13 protein-coding genes are annotated in these 19,731 nt (G+C 72.1%); 7 read left to right on the forward strand and 6 right to left on the reverse strand.

The features are described 5' to 3' along the window. Positions 1-16: 16 nt before the first annotated feature. The 3 genes from ABZ953_RS18410 to ABZ953_RS18420 all read right to left on the reverse strand — a co-directional run bounded on the left by ABZ953_RS18410 (position 17) and on the right by ABZ953_RS18420 (position 7,301). Positions 17-1,759, reverse strand: a complete 1,743-nt coding sequence (locus tag ABZ953_RS18410; RefSeq protein ID WP_361724482.1) for a pyruvate dehydrogenase — start codon at positions 1,757-1,759, stop codon at positions 17-19. Between the two features lie 120 nt (positions 1,760-1,879). After that, positions 1,880-3,397 (reverse strand): protein phosphatase 2C domain-containing protein, encoded by a 1,518-nt coding sequence (locus ABZ953_RS18415; RefSeq protein WP_361724485.1) that lies wholly within the window; start codon positions 3,395-3,397, stop codon positions 1,880-1,882. 139 nt (positions 3,398-3,536) lie between these two features. Continuing rightward, entirely contained in the window at positions 3,537-7,301 is a 3,765-nt protein-coding gene (locus ABZ953_RS18420; protein ID WP_361724488.1) for a S8 family serine peptidase, read from the reverse strand. A gap of 217 nt (positions 7,302-7,518) precedes the next feature. On the opposite strand from ABZ953_RS18420, the gene ABZ953_RS18425 reads away from it, so the two are divergent. Further along, positions 7,519-8,529 (forward strand): helix-turn-helix domain-containing protein, encoded by a 1,011-nt coding sequence (locus ABZ953_RS18425; protein ID WP_361724491.1) that lies wholly within the window; start codon positions 7,519-7,521, stop codon positions 8,527-8,529. A gap of 74 nt (positions 8,530-8,603) precedes the next feature. After that, on the forward strand, positions 8,604-9,086 hold the full coding sequence (locus tag ABZ953_RS18430; protein ID WP_361724494.1) for a DUF456 domain-containing protein: 483 nt from the start codon (positions 8,604-8,606) through the stop codon (positions 9,084-9,086). Here the strand turns inward: ABZ953_RS18430 and ABZ953_RS18435 are convergent. Beyond that, on the reverse strand, positions 9,073-10,500 hold the full coding sequence (locus ABZ953_RS18435; RefSeq protein WP_361725064.1) for an AlkA N-terminal domain-containing protein: 1,428 nt from the start codon (positions 10,498-10,500) through the stop codon (positions 9,073-9,075). The two genes, ABZ953_RS18430 and ABZ953_RS18435, sit on opposite strands and share 14 nt — an antisense overlap. Positions 10,501-10,701: 201 nt before the next feature. Further along, positions 10,702-11,862, reverse strand: coding sequence for a ribosome small subunit-dependent GTPase A (gene rsgA / locus ABZ953_RS18440; RefSeq protein WP_361724497.1), 1,161 nt, complete (start codon positions 11,860-11,862; stop codon positions 10,702-10,704). Between the two features lie 424 nt (positions 11,863-12,286). Between rsgA and ABZ953_RS18445 the strand changes: the two genes are divergently transcribed. The 5 genes from ABZ953_RS18445 to ABZ953_RS18465 all read left to right on the forward strand — a co-directional run bounded on the left by ABZ953_RS18445 (position 12,287) and on the right by ABZ953_RS18465 (position 17,073). Then, positions 12,287-13,798: a hypothetical protein gene (locus ABZ953_RS18445; protein WP_361724500.1), complete on the forward strand. Its 1,512-nt coding sequence runs from the start codon at positions 12,287-12,289 to the stop codon at positions 13,796-13,798. An 18-nt stretch (positions 13,799-13,816) separates the two neighbouring features. Further along, on the forward strand, positions 13,817-14,758 hold the full coding sequence (locus tag ABZ953_RS18450; RefSeq protein ID WP_361724503.1) for a hypothetical protein: 942 nt from the start codon (positions 13,817-13,819) through the stop codon (positions 14,756-14,758). Beyond that, positions 14,755-15,306: a hypothetical protein gene (locus ABZ953_RS18455; RefSeq protein ID WP_361724506.1), complete on the forward strand. Its 552-nt coding sequence runs from the start codon at positions 14,755-14,757 to the stop codon at positions 15,304-15,306. Before ABZ953_RS18450 ends, ABZ953_RS18455 begins: the two co-directional genes overlap by 4 nt. Positions 15,307-15,642: 336 nt before the next feature. Beyond that, positions 15,643-16,860 carry a cytochrome P450 gene (locus ABZ953_RS18460; RefSeq protein WP_361724509.1) on the forward strand — a complete coding sequence of 406 codons (1,218 nt, stop codon included), beginning with the start codon at positions 15,643-15,645 and terminating at the stop codon, positions 16,858-16,860. 9 nt (positions 16,861-16,869) lie between these two features. Next, complete coding sequence (locus tag ABZ953_RS18465) at positions 16,870-17,073, forward strand: ferredoxin (RefSeq protein WP_361724512.1); 204 nt, start codon at positions 16,870-16,872, stop codon at positions 17,071-17,073. A gap of 33 nt (positions 17,074-17,106) precedes the next feature. Here the strand turns inward: ABZ953_RS18465 and ABZ953_RS18470 are convergent, their stop codons facing one another. Continuing rightward, positions 17,107-19,650, reverse strand: a complete 2,544-nt coding sequence (locus tag ABZ953_RS18470) for a polysaccharide lyase family 8 super-sandwich domain-containing protein (protein ID WP_361724515.1) — start codon at positions 19,648-19,650, stop codon at positions 17,107-17,109. Positions 19,651-19,731 lie beyond the last annotated feature (81 nt).

The following is a 19,731-nucleotide window of genomic DNA, read 5'->3' on the forward strand; positions in this document are numbered from 1 at the left end:
GGTGCCGGGGCGGGCGTCACGGCCTCGGCACGTTCCGCAGGTTCGAGCGGGCCATCTGCACCATCCGGCCCACCCCGCCGTCAAGGACGATCTTGCTGGCGGAGAGGGCGAAGCCGGTCACCATGTCCGAGCTGATCTTCGGCGGGATGGAGAGGGCGTTCGGGTCGGTCACGATGTCGACGAGGGCGGGGCCCTTGTGCGCGAAGGCGTCCTTGAGGGCGCCCGCGAGCTGCTTGGGCTTCTCCACGCGGACGCCGTAGGCACCCGCGGCGCGGGCGACGGCGGCGAAGTCGGGGTTGTGGTTGGCCGTGCCGTAGTTCGGCAGCCCGGCCACCAGCATCTCCAACTCCACCATCCCCAAGGAGGAGTTGTTGAACAGGACCACCTTCACCGGCAGGTCGTGCTGGACGAGGGTGAGGAAGTCGCCCATCAGCATCGAGAAGCCGCCGTCGCCCGACATCGAGACGACCTGCCGCTTGCGGTCGGTGAACTGGGCGCCGATCGCCTGCGGCAGGGCGTTCGCCATCGAGCCGTGGCTGAAGGAGCCGATGATGCGCCGCTTGCCGTTGGGGGTGAGGTAACGGGCCGCCCAGACGTTGCACATGCCGGTGTCGACGGTGAAGACCGCGTCATCGGCGGCGAGGTCGTCGAGGACCGAGGCGACGTACTCGGGATGGATGGGGACGTGCTTCTCGACCTTGCGCGTGTACGCCTTGACGACCCCCTCCAGGGCGTCGGCGTGCTTCTTCAGCATCTTGTCGAGGAACTTGCGGTTCGACTTCGGCGAGACGCGCGGGGTCAGACAGCGCAGCGTCTCCCGCACGTCGCCCCAGACCGCGAGGTCCAGCTTGGAGCGGCGCCCGAGGTTCTCGGGGCGCACGTCCACCTGAGCGATCTTCACATCGTCCGGCAGGAAGGCGTTGTACGGGAAGTCCGTGCCGAGCAGGATCAGCAGGTCGCACTCGTGCGTCGCCTCGTAGGCGGCCCCGTACCCCAGAAGGCCGCTCATGCCCACGTCGTACGGGTTGTCGTACTGGATCCACTCCTTGCCGCGCAGGGCGTGACCCACCGGGGACTTGATCTTCTCGGCGAACTCCATCACCTCGGCGTGCGCGCCCGCCGTGCCGCTGCCGCAGAAGAGGGTGACCTTGCGCGCCTCGTCGATCATCGTCACGAGCTGCTCGATCTCCATGTCGCCGGGGCGCACGGAGGGCCGCGCTGTGACCAGCGCGGTCTCGGCGGCCTTCTCCGGGGCGGGTTCGCCCGCGACGTCGCCGGGCAGCGACACGACGCTGACGCCGCTGCGGCCCACGGCGTTCTGGATGGCGGTATGCAGCAGCCTCGGCATCTGCTTCGGCGTCGAGATCAGCTCGCTGTAGTGACTGCATTCGCGGAACAACTGGTCCGGATGGGTCTCCTGGAAGTACCCGAGTCCGATCTCGCTCGACGGGATCTGCGCGGCGAGGGCGAGGACCGGGGCCATGGAGCGGTGCGCGTCGTACAGGCCGTTGATCAGGTGGAGGTTGCCGGGGCCGCAGGAGCCCGCGCAGGCGGCCAGGCGTCCGGTGATCTGGGCCTCGGCGCCGGCCGCGAAGGCGGCGGTCTCCTCATGCCGCACCTGCACCCAGTCGATCTCCTTGGTGCGGCGGATGGCGTCCACGACGGGGTTGAGGCTGTCGCCGACGACTCCGTACAGACGCTTGACGCCCGCGCGGACGACGATGTCGACGAACTGCTCGGCGACGCTCTGCTTGGCCATGCTGTACGCACCTCTCGACGCTGGTGAACCGTGGCTCACCCCGTGTGACCCGTGGACCCGGTCTTCACTCGTACTCCTGCTCGGGCGTTCCTCGGGTCCATGAAGTCACAGGTGCGGCGGTCATGCCTCCCAGACCGCGGCGGCCGTCCGGTCGTCGGCGTACCCCTTGACCCTGACCTGGACGTCGGCCAGGAAGGCGGCGAGGCCCGGCGGGCCGCTCTTCTCCCATCTGCGGGTGAGGTGTTCGGCAAGATCGGGCTCGCCGCGCAGCGGTTCGGCGAGGCCGCCGCTGCACAGGACGAGCGCGTCACCCGGGCGGGCGACCGAGGCCCGGAAGCGGAAGGGCTCCCTGGGCGGCTCGGGGGCCGGTTCGTAGGGGCTCGGCGGGGTGGTGATGCCGAGGTCCATGGTGAGGTGGTCGCCCTCGGGGCTCTGCGCGGGCAGCGACCCGAAGCCGACCACGGCGTCGCCCGTGGCGTCGGCGACGCGGGGCTCGATGTCCTGCCACTCGCCGCCGCGCAGCCGGAAGAGGCCGCCTCCGCCGACGCCGAAGAAGACCCGCGTACGGCACTGGGGGTCGGCGGGCAGGAGGAGGCAGCGCAGGGACGCCGCGTACTCGTCGGGCTCCAGGCCCAGGTCGACGGCGCGGGCGCGGAGCTTGCCGAGGCTGCGGTCGGTGAGCCGGTGTAGGCCCGACTTCAGGTCGCCGCGCCGGGCGGCCCTGATGTCCTCGGCGAGGCGCAGGTGGCTGCGGCCCACGGCCCGGCCGATCCACTGGCAGGCCTCGGCGGCGGCGCGGTGCGCTCCCGGGGTCGCGCGGGCGCCGGTGGCCATGGCGACGAGCACCAGGGAGTCCTCGCCGCTGCCGAAGCGGGCGGTGAGCAGGGAGTCCCGGCGCGGCTCGCCGCGGTACCTGGCGGAGTCCCCGCGCACGGAGGCGGCGCGCAGCGTGCTGGTCCCGTACCGCGCGCCGTCGAGCACGGTGTCGGCGACGAGATCGCCGAGGTCGTCCGGGTCTGCGGCGGGCAGCACGGTGGGCTCGGCGTCGTAGGTCGGCGGCCCGTCCCCCACATGGGCGAGGGCCGCGCCCGGCGGCACCGTCTCGCCGTCCCGCCCGCGGTGGCGGGCACGGTCGTCGGGCCCGCGCGACGCGGACTCGTCCCCTCGCGTCGCCTCAGGGGACGGCGTGGACGGCGTGGACGGCGTGGATGGCGTGGAGTACGCGCTCCCCTTGCCCGTCCCACCGGCCGGGAAGGTCACGGGCCCGGTGGGGGCGGCGGGGGGCGGGGCCCAGGGGGCGGGGGCGGTGAAGGTGGGCGGGGCGCCGGGTGGGCGGGGCGGGGCGGGGGGCTCAGGTGGCTCCGGCGGCATGCGCGGCTCGGGCGGCTCGGGCGGCTCGGGCGGCTCGGGCGGCTCGGGAGCGGAGGTGCGGGGCGCGGGGTCGCGGGCCGCCGAGTCGCGCGAGGCGGGATCGCGTTGCGCGGGGAACCCTCCCTGCAGTGCGTCCGCCGCCGAGGCGAACCGGTCGTCGAGGGTGTCCGGTGCGGGCGCGGGCCCCGTGTCCGGCGCGGCGTCGTCGTACAGCTGTCCCCACCAGTCGTCGTCGCGGCCGGTGGGCCTGTCCCCCTGCTGGCTCATGCCCCTATTTTCCACCGCGGAGGCCGTACGAAAACGGTGCAACCGGAAAATTTCCGACCGCCGGGGACGACAGGGACCGACGGAGACCGCCGGGCGGCCCCACCCCCCACGGGAGGACCGCCCGGCGGAGCCCACGTGGCTAGCGCACGTCGTACGCGCGAGCCACGGTCTGCGTGACGGAGTTGCCGTGGGCGTCCGTCAGCCGGGACTTGAGCCAGACCTGCTTGCCGGACGCGCCCGTGTGGTTCACGGTCGCGCGCCATGCGCCATCGTGCTCGGCGGTGGTGGCCGCCTGCCACGTCTTGCCCTCGTCGTAGGAGTACGACAGCTCCACTCCCGCGAGCGCTCCCGGCTCGTAGCCCGCGTGCCCCGTCGCGCCGAGTTCAATCCGCAGTCCGTCCTTCGCGGGCAGCGTCTTGAGGCCGTCCTCCGGGAGGCGGTAGGTGGGGAAGAGCATCGGGATGCCCTGCGAGTACGCCTTCTCGTCGAGGTGCGAGCGGAACGACCAGGTCGTCTCCGTTCCCGTCGACCGCTGCCAGACCCGCGAGCCGATCTTCTGCGTGGCGAGGGTGAGTTCGTACGCGGAGTCCTCGGCCGGGACCGTGAAGACCCCGGACGGCCAGCCCGACTCCCCCACGACCTCGCCGTTCCGCTTGAGCCGTACGGAGCCGATGTCGCCGAAGCCGCCCTGGATGCCCGCGTGTTCCGCGTCGGACCAGAAGCCGGGCGCGACCCCGATCAGGTTGCCCTGCCGCTCTCCGGCGAGCACGGGGTCACCCGCCGCGTCGCGCGGGGTGCCGGGCACGAGGGCCCCGTCGTACCAGGTCTCGTCGCGCCGCTCGCCCTTCTTGTACGTACGCACCGGGTCGATCATGAACTCGCCGTACGGGAAGCTGCTGGAGACCTGGTGGCCCCAGCCGGTCGTGCCCGCCGAGTAGTACTCGGTCCGCTTGCCGGGGGCCGGCACGGACGCGAGGTCGCCGAAGTAGATCTCCAGGCCGCTGGGCCGGGCAGCCGAGGGCAGGTCCACGTAGTCCGTTGTCTCACCCATCGCCCGGTACGTCGAGCGGTTCGCGGCGAGATCCTTGTCCCGCACCCGGTAGGTGCGGTCCTCGCGGAGCTGGCCCTTCTCGGGGAAGGCGAGGTTGTAGACGTAAGGACTCCTGGCCGTCGCCTTCCACTTCAACTGGACCTGCCCGACGTGCAGTTGGGCAAGAAGGTCTGCCGCTTCGTCCGTCGGGATGCCGAGGACCGGCAGCGGGGAGCCGGTGAAGCCTGCCGACGGGTACCAGCGGCCGGGGGCCGCGCGGTGGGCGATGACGGCGAGCGCGCCCGCCTTCTTCGCGTCGGCCGCCACGGTGGCGGCCTGGCCGCTGTCGGGGACCTTGACCAGGGCGATCTTGCCCTTGACCCCGGCGGCGGCGAGCTCGTCCGGCGTGCCGGACCTGGCGTCGACGAGGACCGCGTGGCCGGTTCCGTCGAGGTTGGCGGAGCCGGTCGAGGCCGTCACGGGGTGGAGCGCCGCGCCGCCGACCACGCCGAGCCGGGAGATCTGGGGAGCGGCCGCGCGCCAGTAGCTGCCCGACTCGAAGGTGCCTTCGGACGGCTTGCCCTCGATGGACTGGTAGTAGCGGCGGACGGTGCGGGGGCCCGCGGCGGTGCCCGCGTGCAGCCAGTGGTCCTTGCCCCAGGAGCGGGCGAAGGCGAGGGTGGCGCCGCGGACTTCGGACGCCTTGTCGGTCTCGACGGCGAGGCGGTGCGCCTTGCGGGCGTCGAGCGTGATGGTCGTGTCCTTCGTGACCTCGACCTGGGGGCGGGCGAGGTGCGTGAGGGAGTCGGTGAGGGTGCCGCCGGTCTTGTCGCCGGTCGCGATGAAGCTGGTCAAGAAGTAGGCGCCGGGGCGGACTTGGTACGTCTGGTCGTTCGCGCCCTCGTTGAAGCGGCGTTCGCCGCTCGCCGTGTCGGTGCCGATGAGGTCCACCGACGACGCCCCGGCGGCGGGCTCGCCGTTCCGGTCGACGAGCTTCACGCGGAGGGTGACGGTCTCCGCCTGTACGTAGAGGGAGAAGGGGGTGGAGACGCGGGTGCCGCCGTCCACCGTGGCGAGGACGCGCCCCGTGACGTCGCCGTACTGGGCGCGCTTCAGGTCCGCGTCGGGCGTGAGCTTCAGCGGCACCTTGACGGTGGCCCCGGCGGGGACGCTCACGGAGCGCTTGCCGAGCCGTGCGACGTCGGAACTCACGGCCGAGCCGTCATTGCCGGTGACGCCTTCCAGCGAAAGCTTCAACTCGACTGCTTTATCAGTGGTGTTGGTGTAGGGCACGTCGACCGTGGTGCGGTCCGAGGAGTCCTGCGGCCAGCCGAAGCTGCCGCCCTGCACGGCGGGCGAGCCGAGCACCTGCTGGTCGATCGCGGCCTTGGCGTCGAGCCGTCCGCCGCCGGTCTCGCGCGCGTCACCGGGGATGCGGCTGTCGGCCGACGACACGAGGGCCGCCTTGACCTGCTGCGCGCTCCACCCGGGGTGGCGCTGCTTGACGAGGGCGGCGGCGCCCGCGACGTGCGGGGTCGCCATCGACGTACCGCTCATGGACTGGTACGCGTAGAGGCCGCGCCCACCGGCCGCCGCGGCGGAGATGCCGACGCCCGGCGCGGCGATCTCCGGCTTGAGCGTGTGCGAGCCGTACGCGGGGCCGCGGCTGGAGAAGGAGGCCGTGGAGTCGTCGCGGTCGACGGCGCCGACGGTCAGGACGCCGGGCGCGCAGCCGGGCGAGGAGACGGAGTTGAGGGTCGGGCCCGTGTTGCCCGCGGCGATGACGAAGAGGGTGTCCTTCGCGGACCGCGCCAGTTCCTCGGTCGCCGTGCTCATCGGGTCGGTGCAGTCGGTCTGGGCCGGGTTGCCGAGGCTCATGGAGACGACGTCGGCCTTCTGGTCGACGGCCCATTGCATGCCCGCGATGATCCAGGAAGTGGCTCCGGAACCGGAGTCGTTGAGTACCTTGCCGTGCAACAGCTCGGCGCCGGGTGCGACGCCCTTCTTCTTGCCGCCGCTCGCCGCGCCGGAGCCGCCGACGGTGGAGGTGGTGTGGGTGCCGTGGCCCTGGCGGTCCTCGTTGTCCGGGGAGTCGGTGAAGTTCTTTGTCGCTCCGATGCGGCCCTTGAGGTCGGGGTGTCCGGCGTCCGCACCGGTGTCAAGGACGGCGACCTTGGTGCCCTTGCCGTCGTAGCCTGCCGCCCAGGCCTCGGGGGCGTGCACCTGCTGGGTCGACTTGTCGAGGGTGGCCTCTACCTTGGCGTCGAGCCAGAGCTTCTTCAGGTCGCCCGCCGCACGTGACCCGGGGTTCGCGATGTCCGCCCAGAAGGCGGCGGCCTTCTTCTTGTCGGCCTTCAGGGCGACGCCGTCGACGGGTTCGAGGACGAGGCCGCGCTCGGCGCCGCGCGGCGTGGCGGGCAGCGAGCGGGCGACGTCGACGGACTTGTCGTACACGGCGATGAGCGGCAGCTTCTTGGCGTGCGCGTCGTCGTAGCCCTGGCGGACGAGCCCGGTGACGTTGAACAGTTCCTCGTCGACGAGGCCCCGGGCGATGGCGTGCTCGGCGCCCTCGGGGTAGACGTACAGGTCCTCGCCGGACCGGCGCGTCTGGATCAGCGGAGCGGTGCCGTCCGCGCCGGGCAGCGCGGCCGCCCCCGACCCGCCCTTCCCGTCGGACGTCACCAGGATCCGGTCACCGGTGACGAGCGTGACGACGGAGCTTCCACCGCCCCGCGCGGCGCCCTGTGGCGCACTCCCGGTCAGCGGCGGACGCTCCGCGGACGGTCGCGGCTCGGCCACGGACGGGACGGCCGCGGTGACGGCGAGGACGGCGGCGGACGCCGCCCCCAACGCCGTACGCGATATCGGGCGCATCGCTCTCCCCAGGGTTGACGGGCATGTTGACGGGCATGCGGAACCACAGGCCGATTCGGCCCAAAGGCCACAAAAGCGGCCGCGGTTGGTGCTGCGGTGGCGTCACCTTGGCAGAGAGACGGGTAGTGCGGGGATGATGTGATCGGGCGGGTTTACGCCGTGGCCGTTTCCCGCCACGGCGCCGCCCGAACGGAGCCTTGGGGAGGGACGTCGCCGCATGCTGGCAGCGATCGGTCTGGACGAGACGCACGAGTCGGCGTACCGGGCGCTGGTGTCCGTGGGCGCCGCCGACGTCGCGGATCTTGCGCGCAGGCTCACACTCGGCGAGCCGGAGACCGAGCGGACGCTGCGCCGCCTGGAGCGGCACGGTCTGGCCGCGCAGGCGTCCGGCAGGGCGGGCCGCTGGGTGGCGGCGCCGCCCGGGGTCGCGCTCGGCGCGCTCCTCACCCAGCAGCGGCACGAACTGGAGAAGGCCGAGCTCGCGGCCACCCTGCTCGCCGAGGAGTACCGCGCGCAGGCCGCCGAGCCCGCCGTCCACGACCTGGTCGAGGTGGTCACCGGGGCGGCCGCCGTCTCGCAGCGCTTCCTCCAGTTGCAGCTGGGCGCGGGCGACGAGGTGTGCGCCCTGGTGACCGGCAGCCCCGTCGCGATCACCGGCACGGAGAACAGCGCCGAGGAGCAGGCCACGGACCGCGGCGTGCGCTACCGCGTGGTGGTCGAGCGGACGGTCCTCGACCTGCCGACCGGCCTCGTCGAGCTGTCGACGGCGATCGGCAGGGACGAGCAGGTGCGGGTGGTGGACCGGGTCCCGACCAAGCTGGTCATCGCCGACGGATCGCTCGCGATGGTCCCGCTGACCTCGCGCACGGCGGAGCCCGCGGCACTCGTCGTGCACGCCAGCGGCCTGCTCGAATCGCTGACGGGCCTCTTCGAGGCGGTGTGGCGCCAGGCGCTGCCGCTGCGCCTGGGCGAGGGCCAGGACGGCGGCACGGTCGTCGAGGACGCCCCCGAGGGCCCCGACGGCACGGACCTGGAGATCCTTTCCCTGCTCCTGGCCGGTCTGACGGACGCGAGCGTCGCCAAACAGCTCGACCTGGGGCTGCGCACGGTGCAGCGCAGGGTGAAGCGCCTGATGGAGCTCGCGGGCGTCACGACGCGGCTCCAGCTGGGCTGGCACGCGTACGAGAGGGACTGGGTGTCACGCCGCCCCCGGCCGCCCCAGGACTGACGGACCCGGCCTTCCTCCTCCCCCCGGCCCTCACCTGACCTGCGGTTTCACCGGATCTCAGGCACGCTTGTCAGATGGGAGCGTGGGAACTCCTGCTGGTCGGCGTGGTGATGCTGCTCGGCCTGTGCGGAGTACTGGTGCCCGGCGTGCCGGGGTCGTGGCTGGTGTGGGCCGCGGTCCTGTGGTGGACGCTGTACGACCCGAACGGCCTCGCCTGGGGCATCCTCGTCGGCGCGACCGTGGTGCTGCTCGCGGCACAGGCCGTGCGCTGGCAGCTGCCGCCCCGGCGGCTGCGGGAGAGCGGCGCCACCCCCCGGATGGCGGTCTTCGCCGGGGCCGGGGCGCTGCTCGGCTTCTGCGTGGTGCCGGTGATCGGCGCGATCCCCGGCTTCATCGGCGGGATCTACGCCGGGGAGCGGCTGCGGCTCGGTCGGCACGGCGAGGCGGCGGCCGCGACGCGGACGGCCCTGCGGATGGGCGGCAGCAGCGTGCTGACCGAGCTGTTCGCGTGCCTGTTGATCGTGGGGGCGTGGCTCGGGGCGCTCATCTGGGGCTGACCGGCCGAGACAGATCAGACAGATCAGACATATGGCGCAGAGCGTAGGAACGCCACGGCCGCCAGGCGTCGGCGGCAGGCTCCGCTCCACCGGGCAGGCTCACGTCTGGGTCGCCGAGGGCCCGCATCCGGATGAGCGCCGCCGTCCGCGCGTCCATGCCGGGCAGGGCGAGGAGTCCCGCCTCCGCGTCGTCGCGGTCCGCGCCCGCGTCCAGGCGCAGGGAGCCGTCGGCGAGGGCCGCGGCGAGGGCGCCGAGCGTGCCGGGCTCGGCCGCCAGGTCGGCCGGGGCGGGGAAGACGTGGCTGAGCCGTCCGCACGCGGCGTCGAGCACCTTGCCGTACCGCTGCACGAGCCGCTCGGCACCCGCCCGCCCCACCAGCGCCCGCACCGCGAACTCGTCGGGGTCGGCGGCGCCGGGCGACCGGAGTCCGGGCCGGGCGGCGACGAGCGGGGCGAGCCGGGGGTCGGCGCCGAGCCGCTCGTCCACGGCGTACGGGTCGGCGTCGAGGTCGAAGAGGCGGCGCAGGCGCTGCACGGCCGTGGTGAGGTCGCGCAGGTCCGTCAGGTGCAGCCGGGCGTCGAGCCAGCCGCCGCGGTGCACGGCCTCGGTACTCGACCCTCCGCCGCTGCCCGTGGTGGAGTCGTGGTGCGCCTCCTCGACGGCCACGATGCCGGTGCCGTACGGCAGTCGGAGCGTACGCCGGTAGGCGCGGGCGCCCCGCTCCCCCGCGACCTCCTCGATCCCGGTGACCGCCTCGTCGGCGAGCAGGTCGAAGACGGCGTCGGCGCGGTAGGGGCCCCGGTGGGCGAGGCGCAGCGGGATCCCGGCGGCGGGCGTGGGGCGGGCCGCGCCGCGCCGGGGGGCGGCGGCGCGCAGGGCGGTCGGCGTCAGCGCGTACACCGCCTTGATGGTGTCGTTGAACTGCCGGACGCTGGCGAACCCGGCGGCGAAGGCGATCTCCGTGACCGGCAGCTCCGTGGTCTGCAACAGCACGCGGGCGGTGTGCGCGCGCTGGGCCCGCGCCAGGGCGACGGGGCCCGCGCCCAGCTCGGCGGTGAGCTGGCGCTGCACCTGCCGGGCGCTGTAGCCCAGGCGCCCGGCGAGCCCCGGCACGCCCTCGCGGTCGACGACGCCGTCGCCGATCATGCGCATGGCGCGGCCCACGATGTCGGCGCGTACGTTCCAGTCGGCGGACCCGGGAACGGCGTCAGGCCTACAGCGCCGACAGGCACGGAAGCCGGATGTCTGGGCGGCGGCCGCGGTGGTGTAGTAGCGGACGTTCTTGCGCTTGGGGGTGACGGCGGGGCAGCTGGGCCGACAGTAGATCCCGGTCGTCTCGACAGCGAAGAAGAACTCCCCGTCAAACCGGGCATCCCGACTCCGCACGGCCTCGTACCTGGTCTCTTCATCGATCACCCCCTCATTGTGATCCGCGCCCCTGGCATCGGCTAGCGGCTTTCGGACACGACGCTCGCCCCCTCAAGGGGCGCGGGGAACTGCGCGAGCTTTCAGGGGCGCGGGGAACTGCGCAATCCTTGAGGGGCGCGAGGAACTGCGCGCCAGCCACACCGGCCCCGCAGCCCCCACGCCCCCCACGCCCCCCACCGCCAAAGCTCAGCGCAAGCGCCCCCGCTTGGCCTCCAAGGCCGCCTTCCCCTCCGCCCCCCGCAACCGCCACTGCCTCCGCATCTCCGCCCGAGCCCGCGCATCCGTCTTGGCGACGATGCGCTGGTTCTCGCGGATCAGCTTGCGGTAGCTGTCGAGGCGGCGTTCGGGCAGCGTGCCGTCCTCGACGGCGGCGAGCACCGCGCACCCCGGCTCCGCGCCATGGGCGCAGTCGTGGAACCGGCAGCGCTGCGCCAGCTCCTCGATCTCGGAGAAGACCTGCCCGACGCCGCTCTCGGCGTCCCACAGGCCCACGCCGCGCAGCCCCGGGGTGTCGATGAGGACTCCGCCGCCGGGCAGCGGGATGAGGTTGCGGGTCGTCGTGGTGTGACGGCCCTTTCCGTCGACGTCACGGATCGCCTGGACCTCCATGACGTCGGTACCCGCGAGCGCGTTGGCCAGCGTCGACTTCCCGGCGCCGGACTGGCCGAGCAGCACCGACGTGCCGCCGGAGACGAGGGCGGCGAGGACGTCGACGCCCTCTCCGGTGGCCGCGCTGACCGGCAGGATTTGCACGCCGGGCGCCGCGGTCGTCACGTCCTCGACGAGGTGGCCGAGCGTGGTGGCGTCCGGCACGAGGTCGGCCTTGGTGAGGACGACGACGGGCTGGCCGCCCGACTCCCAGCCGAGCGCGAGGAAGCGCTCGATCCGCGCGAGGTCGAGCTCCACGGCGAGCGGCACCGCGATGATCGAGTGGTCGACGTTGGCGGCGAGGATCTGCCCCTCGGACCGCTTGGACGAGGTGGAGCGCACGAAGGACGTACGCCGCGGCAAGTACGCCTGTACGTAGCGGGGGTCGTGGTCGGCCGGGTCCACGGCGACCCAGTCACCGGTGCACACGACCTTCAGCGGGTCCCGCGGGGTGACGAACTCGGTGTCGGCCCGCACGGTTCCGTCGGCGGTGAGGACATCGCACTGCCCGCGGTCGACCCGGACGACGCGTCCGGCGACGAGGTCCCGGGCCGCGTACGGCGCGAACTCGGCCTCCCAGCCCGCGTCCCAGCCGTACGGGGCAAGAGGATGCGAGAAGGCCGACGAAGCCGACGAGGAAGCCGACGAAGAAGCGGACGAAGACGAAGAGAGAGAAGAGGAGGAAGAAGAGAAAGACAAGGGGTGACCCTTCACAGGGATGGCCCCGGCATCCGCGCACGGTCGGCGCGGAGGTGGATCAGATCAGCCGGAGGCCACGGAGGTGGACTTGATGAACTTCCGGATGCGGGCAGCGCCCATCGCAACGACAGCCATCGGTCAACACCTCCACTCCTGCACGGTCGACCCGGACGACCACGTGGCCGCCCGGAGGGAACATCCCAGAGCCTAACCACCGCCCCGAACCCGACGCCACCGCTTTTTCCACCACCCGAAGAGGACGTCCGGCATTGAGCTGTTGCCCCACCACGGCAGTGGCTACGCTGCCTGCCACATTCGCGCCCAGGGGCGAAACGGGGGACAAATGGCGATACCCGAGACACCGGTGGGGACACTGGGCGCACAGGATCGAGCCGCGACCCGACGCTTGTGCGCAGGCGTCTACGTGGACGCCCGGTTCCGCACCGCGGTGATCCATGAGGTCTACAACGCGCGCCGTCGCCGCGTCGCCCCCTCTTACGGATACGACCTGGTCCCCGTAATCGCGCACGCCTGGCGCGCCTGGTGGCTGTCGACGGTCGAGGACGCCGTGATCCTCGCGGTCTTCTGCGCGGCCCTCGCCACCCGGCCCGCCGCCGCCTTCTTCGCCGCGACCGTCCTCGTCGACCTCGCGCTCCTCGGCTCGTTGGCCGTGCGCCTCTCCAGTCGCTGGTCCGGTCTGCGCACCGGCACGGAGGACGACGACGAGAGCCCTCGTGCGCCATCGTTCAAGTACCTGGAGAACGGCATGTACGTGGCGGCACTGGCCACCGTGCTTGCCCTTGCCGTACTGCTGGCGAACGACGGGGTGCCGGGGTTCCGGACGGCTGCCCTCGTCGCGGCGGCGCCCTGTGCGGTCCTCGCGGTGACGGACGTCCTGCGCCAGCTCGCGCTGAACAGGCTGCGACGGCACCTGGAGATGAACCGGCCCGCACGGACCAGCAGGCGGCTCTCCGTCATCGATGGCCAGCAGCGGCACCCCATGGTCGTGTACTCGGGGAACGAGCCGTTCATCGGCAGCGGCCGACGCCTGCGGACGTGGTCCTTCGCCCAACGCCTGGTGGAAACCAAGGGGATCGGCGGCGAGAAGGACGTGGAGTTCGCGAAGAAGCCCTTCCCCACCTGGGAGCTCGTGGAGGAACTCCGGCGGGCCATCACCGCGTTGGGTACCGAGGAGGACCCCGAGACCCGGCTTCCCGGCCTCATCGTGGACGATTCCCTCTTCGTGGAGGGCCGTTACGCGCAGAGCTACGCGGGTGAACTGACCGCGGTGCCCGGCGCCGACCTGGTGCGGCGCATGCTGGACAGCCCCACGGAGACCGCCCGCCACCATCTGACCTGCCGGGTGGAGTCATGGGGCGGCGACCTGGTGACGACCATTTTCGTCCATGTGTCGCTCCAGGGACGCACTCTCTACATCGAGTTCACCACCTGCGGGCTCGCGCCGACCAGGCTGGAGTATCACGTGGTCGACGTCGTGGGCGGGACGGGACGCATGGCGGCGTTCCGGGCCGCGTTCGCGAGTGTGCGGCGCCTCCCGGCGGTCGCCATGGCCCCCGTACGCATGGTGGCCGCCGCCACCCTCCTGTTGGGGTCCGCCCGCGCCGGAGCCGACTCCACGGCGGCGAGCCTCAAGCGCGGTTTCGACATCGGTGCCTCGCTCAGCGCACGGGAGATCGCCTCCATCGAGGCGGACGAGAGCTACTTCCAGACCTTCGACGTCGCCAAGCACTCGAAGGTCATCGAACGACGCCTGCTGGCCACGGTCGGGGAATTCCTCAAGGAGCACGGTGTCGACACCACGGAGTTCCTGCAGCGGGCCACCGCCATCCTCAACAACGGGATCATCAACACGGGTTCCGGGAACGTCGACGTGCAGGATGCGGCGATGGGGCAGGGAACCAGCGTCTCCAAGTGATACGAGGAGAGATTCCGGATGAGCAACTACGGGATCAGCAACACCGGCTCCGGGAACGTCAGCGTCTCCGGCACCGTCGCCATGGGCAGGAACACGACCGCGACGCGGCACGACGTCCGGCCGGCGGCCCCCGCGGAGCCGAGGGCGAAGGAGCAGGTGTGGGACGTGGGGGTCGTCACGGTTCTCTCCGTGGAGACCCGCGCCGTGCTCGACGAGCTCGCGAAGTGGGGGGCCCACACCGAACGGCGCACCCTGCAGGGCACCGTCTTCCACGAGTTCGTCCATGAGTCCGTCCATGAGCCCGTGCATGAGTCCGTGCATGAGTCCGTGCATAAGGGCGAGGGCCGGACCGTTCGGCTGTCCGTGACCCAGTCGCTCCTGCCGGGGCAGCACTTCGCGGCCTCCGCGGTCGAGCAGTTGCGCAGGGAGTACGCCCCGCGGCTGGTCGCGCTGGTCGGGATCGCCGGCTCCATCCATCCGGACGTGCGCCTGGGTGACGTCGTGATCGCTCAGGAAATCGTCCATTACGAGCCGCGCAAGGTGACGCCGGAGGGCGTGCTCCGCCGGGGCCGCAGCCACGCCGTCACGGCAGGAGTCCAGCGCGCCGTCAACGGCTTCTTCACGTCGCACGGAGAACCCTGGACGCTGCCCGGCTCCTCCGGCCACCGAGCGCTGCGCGGCCTGATCGGTTCGGGTGAGGCCGTACTCGCGGACGTGCGTGCCGATGAACGCCGCTACCTGCGCGAGTACAACGAAAAGATCCTTGCCGTGGAGACGGAGGGCGCCGGTCTCGCGGCGGCCGCACATACGTCTTTCGGCGAGTCCGGAGCCGCCGAGGCCTGGCTCGTGGTCCGCGGCATCTCCGACGCGGCGGACCGGCAGAAGAGCGACAGCCACCACGAGACAGCGGGCCGGAACGCCGCCTACGTCTTCGGTGCGCTGCTGCCCCACCTCACGTGATCCCCGGACCGCCGGAGGAAGTGACGCCGGGACGCGTGCTCCTCGCGGAGTACGAGCAGCTGAAGGCGGAGCAGAAGAGCCGCATCGCCCTGCGGGACAACCTCATCTACGCGATGCTCGCCGCGACCGCCGCGGTGATCGCCGCCACCATCCCGTCCACCAGCCGGACGGCCCTGCTGCTGCTTCTCCCGCCGCTCTCCGTGCTGCTCGGCTGGACCTACCTGGTGAACGACGAGAAGATCTCGGCGATCGGGCAGTACATCCGGGGCACCTTGAGCCCGCGTCTCACGGCCATGGTGGACCAGAGCGACGACGTGTTCGGCTGGGAGGCGGCCCATCGCCAGGACCGTCGCCGGGTGGCCCGCAAGAGACTCCAGCTCGCCGTGGACCTGCTCGCCTTCTGCTTCGGCCCGGCCGCCGCGCTGACCGTCTTCTGGGTCAACGGCCACCTCACCTGGCCGCTGTTGACGGTCTCCCTGGCCGAGAGCGCGGGCCTGGTGGCGCTCGGCGTGCAGATCACTCTCTACGCCGACCTCGACCGGAGCTGACCGCGCGCCGCCCGCCGGTCCGGCGCGAGGGCCGACCGGGCCTCGGTGTCCGACCCCTCCTGCCACGCTTCGTAGTCGGCCGGAATTCGCTCGGCGACAGCCGTCAACAGCGCCTGGCAGGCCGTGACATGACGGAGCGGCGCCCCCGGCGAGACCGGCTCCCGTGCAGCGCGTGACCTCGCACACCCGTAGACGCAGGCAGGTTGCCCGGAGGGGGTGGTTCCGGACAGATGTCGCGACGCGGCGATCTGGCCGGTCTTGTCGTGGACCAAATAGATGCCCCAGGCATCCAATAGGCCGGGACAGAGGGAAGAACTGCGCTTGCGAGGTACACCCATGACGGAGTCAACGAAGGCGATGCAAACCATCTCCTTCCCCCAGAACCGCTCGTGTCCCTACCACCCGCCGACCGCATACGCGCCGCTGCGCGAGACCCGCCCGCTCTCCCGCGTCAACCTCTTCGACGGCCGCTCCGTATGGCTGGTCACCGGGCAGAAGGCGGCCCGCGAGCTGCTCGTCGACCCACGTCTCTCCGCGGACCGCCAGCACGAGGCGTTCCCCTCGCCGACCGAACGCTTCGCCCGGCTGAACGACCGCCGCATCGCCCTCCTCGGCGTCGACGACCCCGAGCACAACGCACAGCGCCGCATGCTGATCCCGAGCTTCTCCGTCAAGCGCATCGCGGCCATGCGGCCGCGGATCCAGGAGACGGTCGACGGACTCCTGGACACCATGATCGAACAGGGCCCGCCCGCCGACCTGGTGAGCGCCTTCGCGCTGCCTGTCCCCTCCATGGTGATCTGCGCCCTGCTCGGCGTGCCCTACGCCGACCACGAGTTCTTCGAGGAGCAGTCGCGGCGGCTGCTGCGCGGGCCCGCCGCCGAGGACACCCAACGGGCCCGGGACGAACTGGACGCGTACTTCTACGCGTTGATCGACATCAAGCGCGCCGAACCGGGCGACGGACTCCTCGACGAGCTGATCCAGGAGCAGCTCGCGTCGGGCGCGCTCGACCGGGAGGAAGTGGTCAGGCTGGCCTCGATCCTGCTGATCGCCGGGCACGAGACCACGGCCAACATGATCTCGCTGGGCACGTTCACGCTGCTCCAGCACCCCGACCGGCTGGCGGAACTCCGTGCGGGGCTGCGGGCCGAGCCGCCACTGATGCCCGCCGCCGTCGAGGAGCTGCTGCGCTTCCTGTCCATCGCGGACGGGCTGCTGCGGGTGGCCAAGGAGGACATCGAGTTCGCGGGCAGCACCATCCGCGCCGACGACGGCGTCGTCTTCGCCACGTCCCTCATCAATCGCGACGACGTGACCTACGAGGAGCCCGAGGAGCTGGACTGGCACCGACCGGACCGCCACCACGTCGCCTTCGGCTTCGGCATCCACCAGTGCCTGGGCCAGAACCTCGCACGCACCGAGATGGAGATCGCGCTTGGCACCCTCTTCGAACGGCTGCCGGGGCTGCGTCTCGCGGCGCCCGCGCAGGACATCCCCTTCAAGCCGGGCGACACGATCCAGGGGATGCTCGAACTCCCCGTCACCTGGTAGGAGTCGGCCATGACGAGCACGGTGATCCACGTCGAGAAGGACCGGTGCGTGGGCGCGGGCATGTGCGCGCTCACCGCGCCGCGCGTCTTCACCCAGGACGACGACGGCCTCAGCGAGATCCTGCCCGGCCGCCAGGACGGCGGCGGCGACCCCCTGGTGCGAGAGGCCGCGCGGGCGTGTCCGGTGCGGGCCATCAGCGTCGACAAGGACTGATGGGCCGTCAGTGATCGGTGTACGGCGGGGGCTTCAGTGCCGCAGAGTGGCCGTGAAGCTCCTGCCGTACGCATGGTGGGTGTCGACCTCGACACGGGTGCCGCCCGGCACCCCGCGCACCCGCACCCCGGGCTCCGCGGTGACCTTCCGCGGCGGACGGCCGGGGAGCAGTACCGTCACGGTGTCCCGGCCCATCGTCGGGTCGGACACCGCGAGGGAGACCGTCGCGCCGCGGTGCTCCCGGCGCAGGATGACCGAGGCGGGCCCGTGCACGTGCAGGCCCTGGACCCGGTGCCACCCCGGCGCGAAGGAGTTGGCGGCCGTCAGACGGAGCCCGCTGTGGGCGACGGCTTGCAGGCGGGCGGAGTTGGCGAGGACCCGCAGCGGGCCGTGGCGGTGGGCGGCGAGCCGGTCGTCGTCGGCGTTCGGCAGCAACGCGTAGGCGATGCGCGTCGGTTGGGCGCCCGCGGGGGTGTCAAGGGTGACGCCGAGGACCGAACGGGTCACGTTCGTATCGGGGTTGGCGGTGCGCACGGTCCGGCGGCTTCGGGTGACGTCGGCCAGGGTCACCCGTACCGGCGGGGCGTCGAGGAACAGATAGCCGACGGCGGTGCCCTGGGTGGCGTTGGCATAGCGCAGCCAGCGCAGGTCGGCGGTGCCTGGGCCGGTCCAGGGGCGACCGTCGCGCCGCACGCCGGTGAGCGTGGTGCGGTCGGACACGGCGGCGGTGCGGGCGTCGACGGTGGTGGTGACGGCCCGGCCCGCGGCGTCGCCGACGTCGGCGGCGAGCACCACGATCTCGTCGTCGAGCAGGAACCACGACTTCGTCGCCGTCGCCCCCCGGTAGACCACGAAGTCGTCGGGCAGCAGGTGCCGGTCGCGGTGGGTCACGTCGTCGGACTGCACCATTCCCGCCGCGCCGTAGGCGCCGAGGACGGCGCCGCCCGAGTACTGGTTGGTGCCGCGCGGGAAGTAGACGTACGTGTTCTGCGACTCGGACGACGGCGTGAAGTGGAGCGGGTGGCCGGGGTTGTCGTAGTACGGCTTGCCGTACAACTCCGGTACGGTGCGCCGCTGTTCGACGGGCGCGGTGACACCGGCGAGGCCGTAAGGCGAGACCGTGGTGTAGTAGTCGACGCCGTACGCCTGCGTCTGGTCCTGCCCGGCGAGGTAGAGGTGGTACGCCCCGTCGCCCTGGAACCACGGCATGAGGTTCTCGCCGCTCATGTACTCGTACTTGCTGATCCGGTCCGAGCTGCGCGCGAGCGCGAAGGCGTAGCCCGGTCTGCGGTGCACGGTCCTGTCCATGGCGTTGAACGCGACGCTGCGCGCGGGGGCGTTGAGGTCGGCGGCCGGGACGGCGGCGTCGCCGAGGATGTCGGCGTAGCGCACGATGCTGACCGGGGAGACGAAACGGGCCGGGTCGAGGGCGGCCCGCGAGGTGGCTCTGACATGCTTGACGTAGCTCTTCAGGGCGGTGGCCGCGGCGCCCGCCGCGAGCGAGGAGAGGTCGACGACCGCCTCCACGACCACGGCCGCGTCGGTGTACCCGGAGTCCGTGCGCGACACCGCGCGGCCCTTGACGATCTCCATCATCCAGCCCTCGAACATCAGCGGGGCGAAGCCGTTCCGTACCCATCCTGACACCGTCGGCACAAGCTCCTCGCCGTGCGCGAAGCCCGTGCCGTCCAGGACCTTGAGGGTCTGTACGACGCGGGTCAGCAGGCCCTTTCCGTACGAGCCGGTGTACGCGACGGAGGCGTGCTGAATGAAGGAGCCGTCCGCGTAATGGCCGTCCGTCACTCCGTGGTCGAGGTGGTACGGGTCGATCGTCGCGAACACCGTCAGCTGGTCGGTGAGGGCCTTGCGGATACGGGCCTCGCCCGGTTCGCCCAGGAGGGCGCCCTGCAGTATCCGGTTGGTCGTGATGTCGGCGAGGTTGGCGCCGGTGTGGAAGCGCGAGTCGAGGTCGACGTCGCCGCCGGTGCCGTTGCGCAGATAGGCGTCCATGGAGGCGACGTAGGCGGGCAGCAGGTCGGGGCGGTGGGCGGCCACCGCGTCGGCGAGCAGGACGAGGGTCTTGCTGATGTGCTGGGAGATGCCGATCTCCCAGTGGAACCAGTTCCCGTAGTACCCCTTTGACTGGTCCCCGTAGTAACGCTCGTGGAGCCAGCCGAGCCCGTCGATCACCCGGCGCTGTACGGCCGCACTGCCGTACAGGTCAGAGGCCGTGCCCGGCGTGCGGGTGGCGAGGGCGATCTCGTAGAGCCTGCGGTAGGCGGTGTTCAGGTTGGCCTCGTCGGTGCCGAGGGCCAGGCCCGCGAAGAGCTCCCCCGCGCCCGCGTCGTCCATCGACGTGAGCTGGGTCCGCGCTGTCTTCTCGACGGCGGCGAGCTTCCCGGCCGTCTCCGGGCGGGCGTTGGACGCGGCGGTCCCGGCGAAGACGGCCACGGTGTTGGCGAGCAGCCGGGCGCGGCCCGCCGCGGCGGCGGCCGCGCTCACCCGGCCCGCCGGGACCACCGCCAGGAGGCCGGTGGCCGACAGGGCGGACAGCAGGCGTCTGCGGGTGAGCTCCATGACGGCCTCCAACGGTGACGTGCACGGCGTTCCGGGGGCGTTCGGCGAGCGGAGTCAAGCAGACGCCCCCACCGGCGACAA

The sequence above is a fragment of the Streptomyces sp. NPDC046465 genome, from assembly GCF_040646035.1.
In the GTDB taxonomy this organism is placed as follows: Bacteria; Actinomycetota; Actinomycetes; order Streptomycetales; family Streptomycetaceae; genus Streptomyces.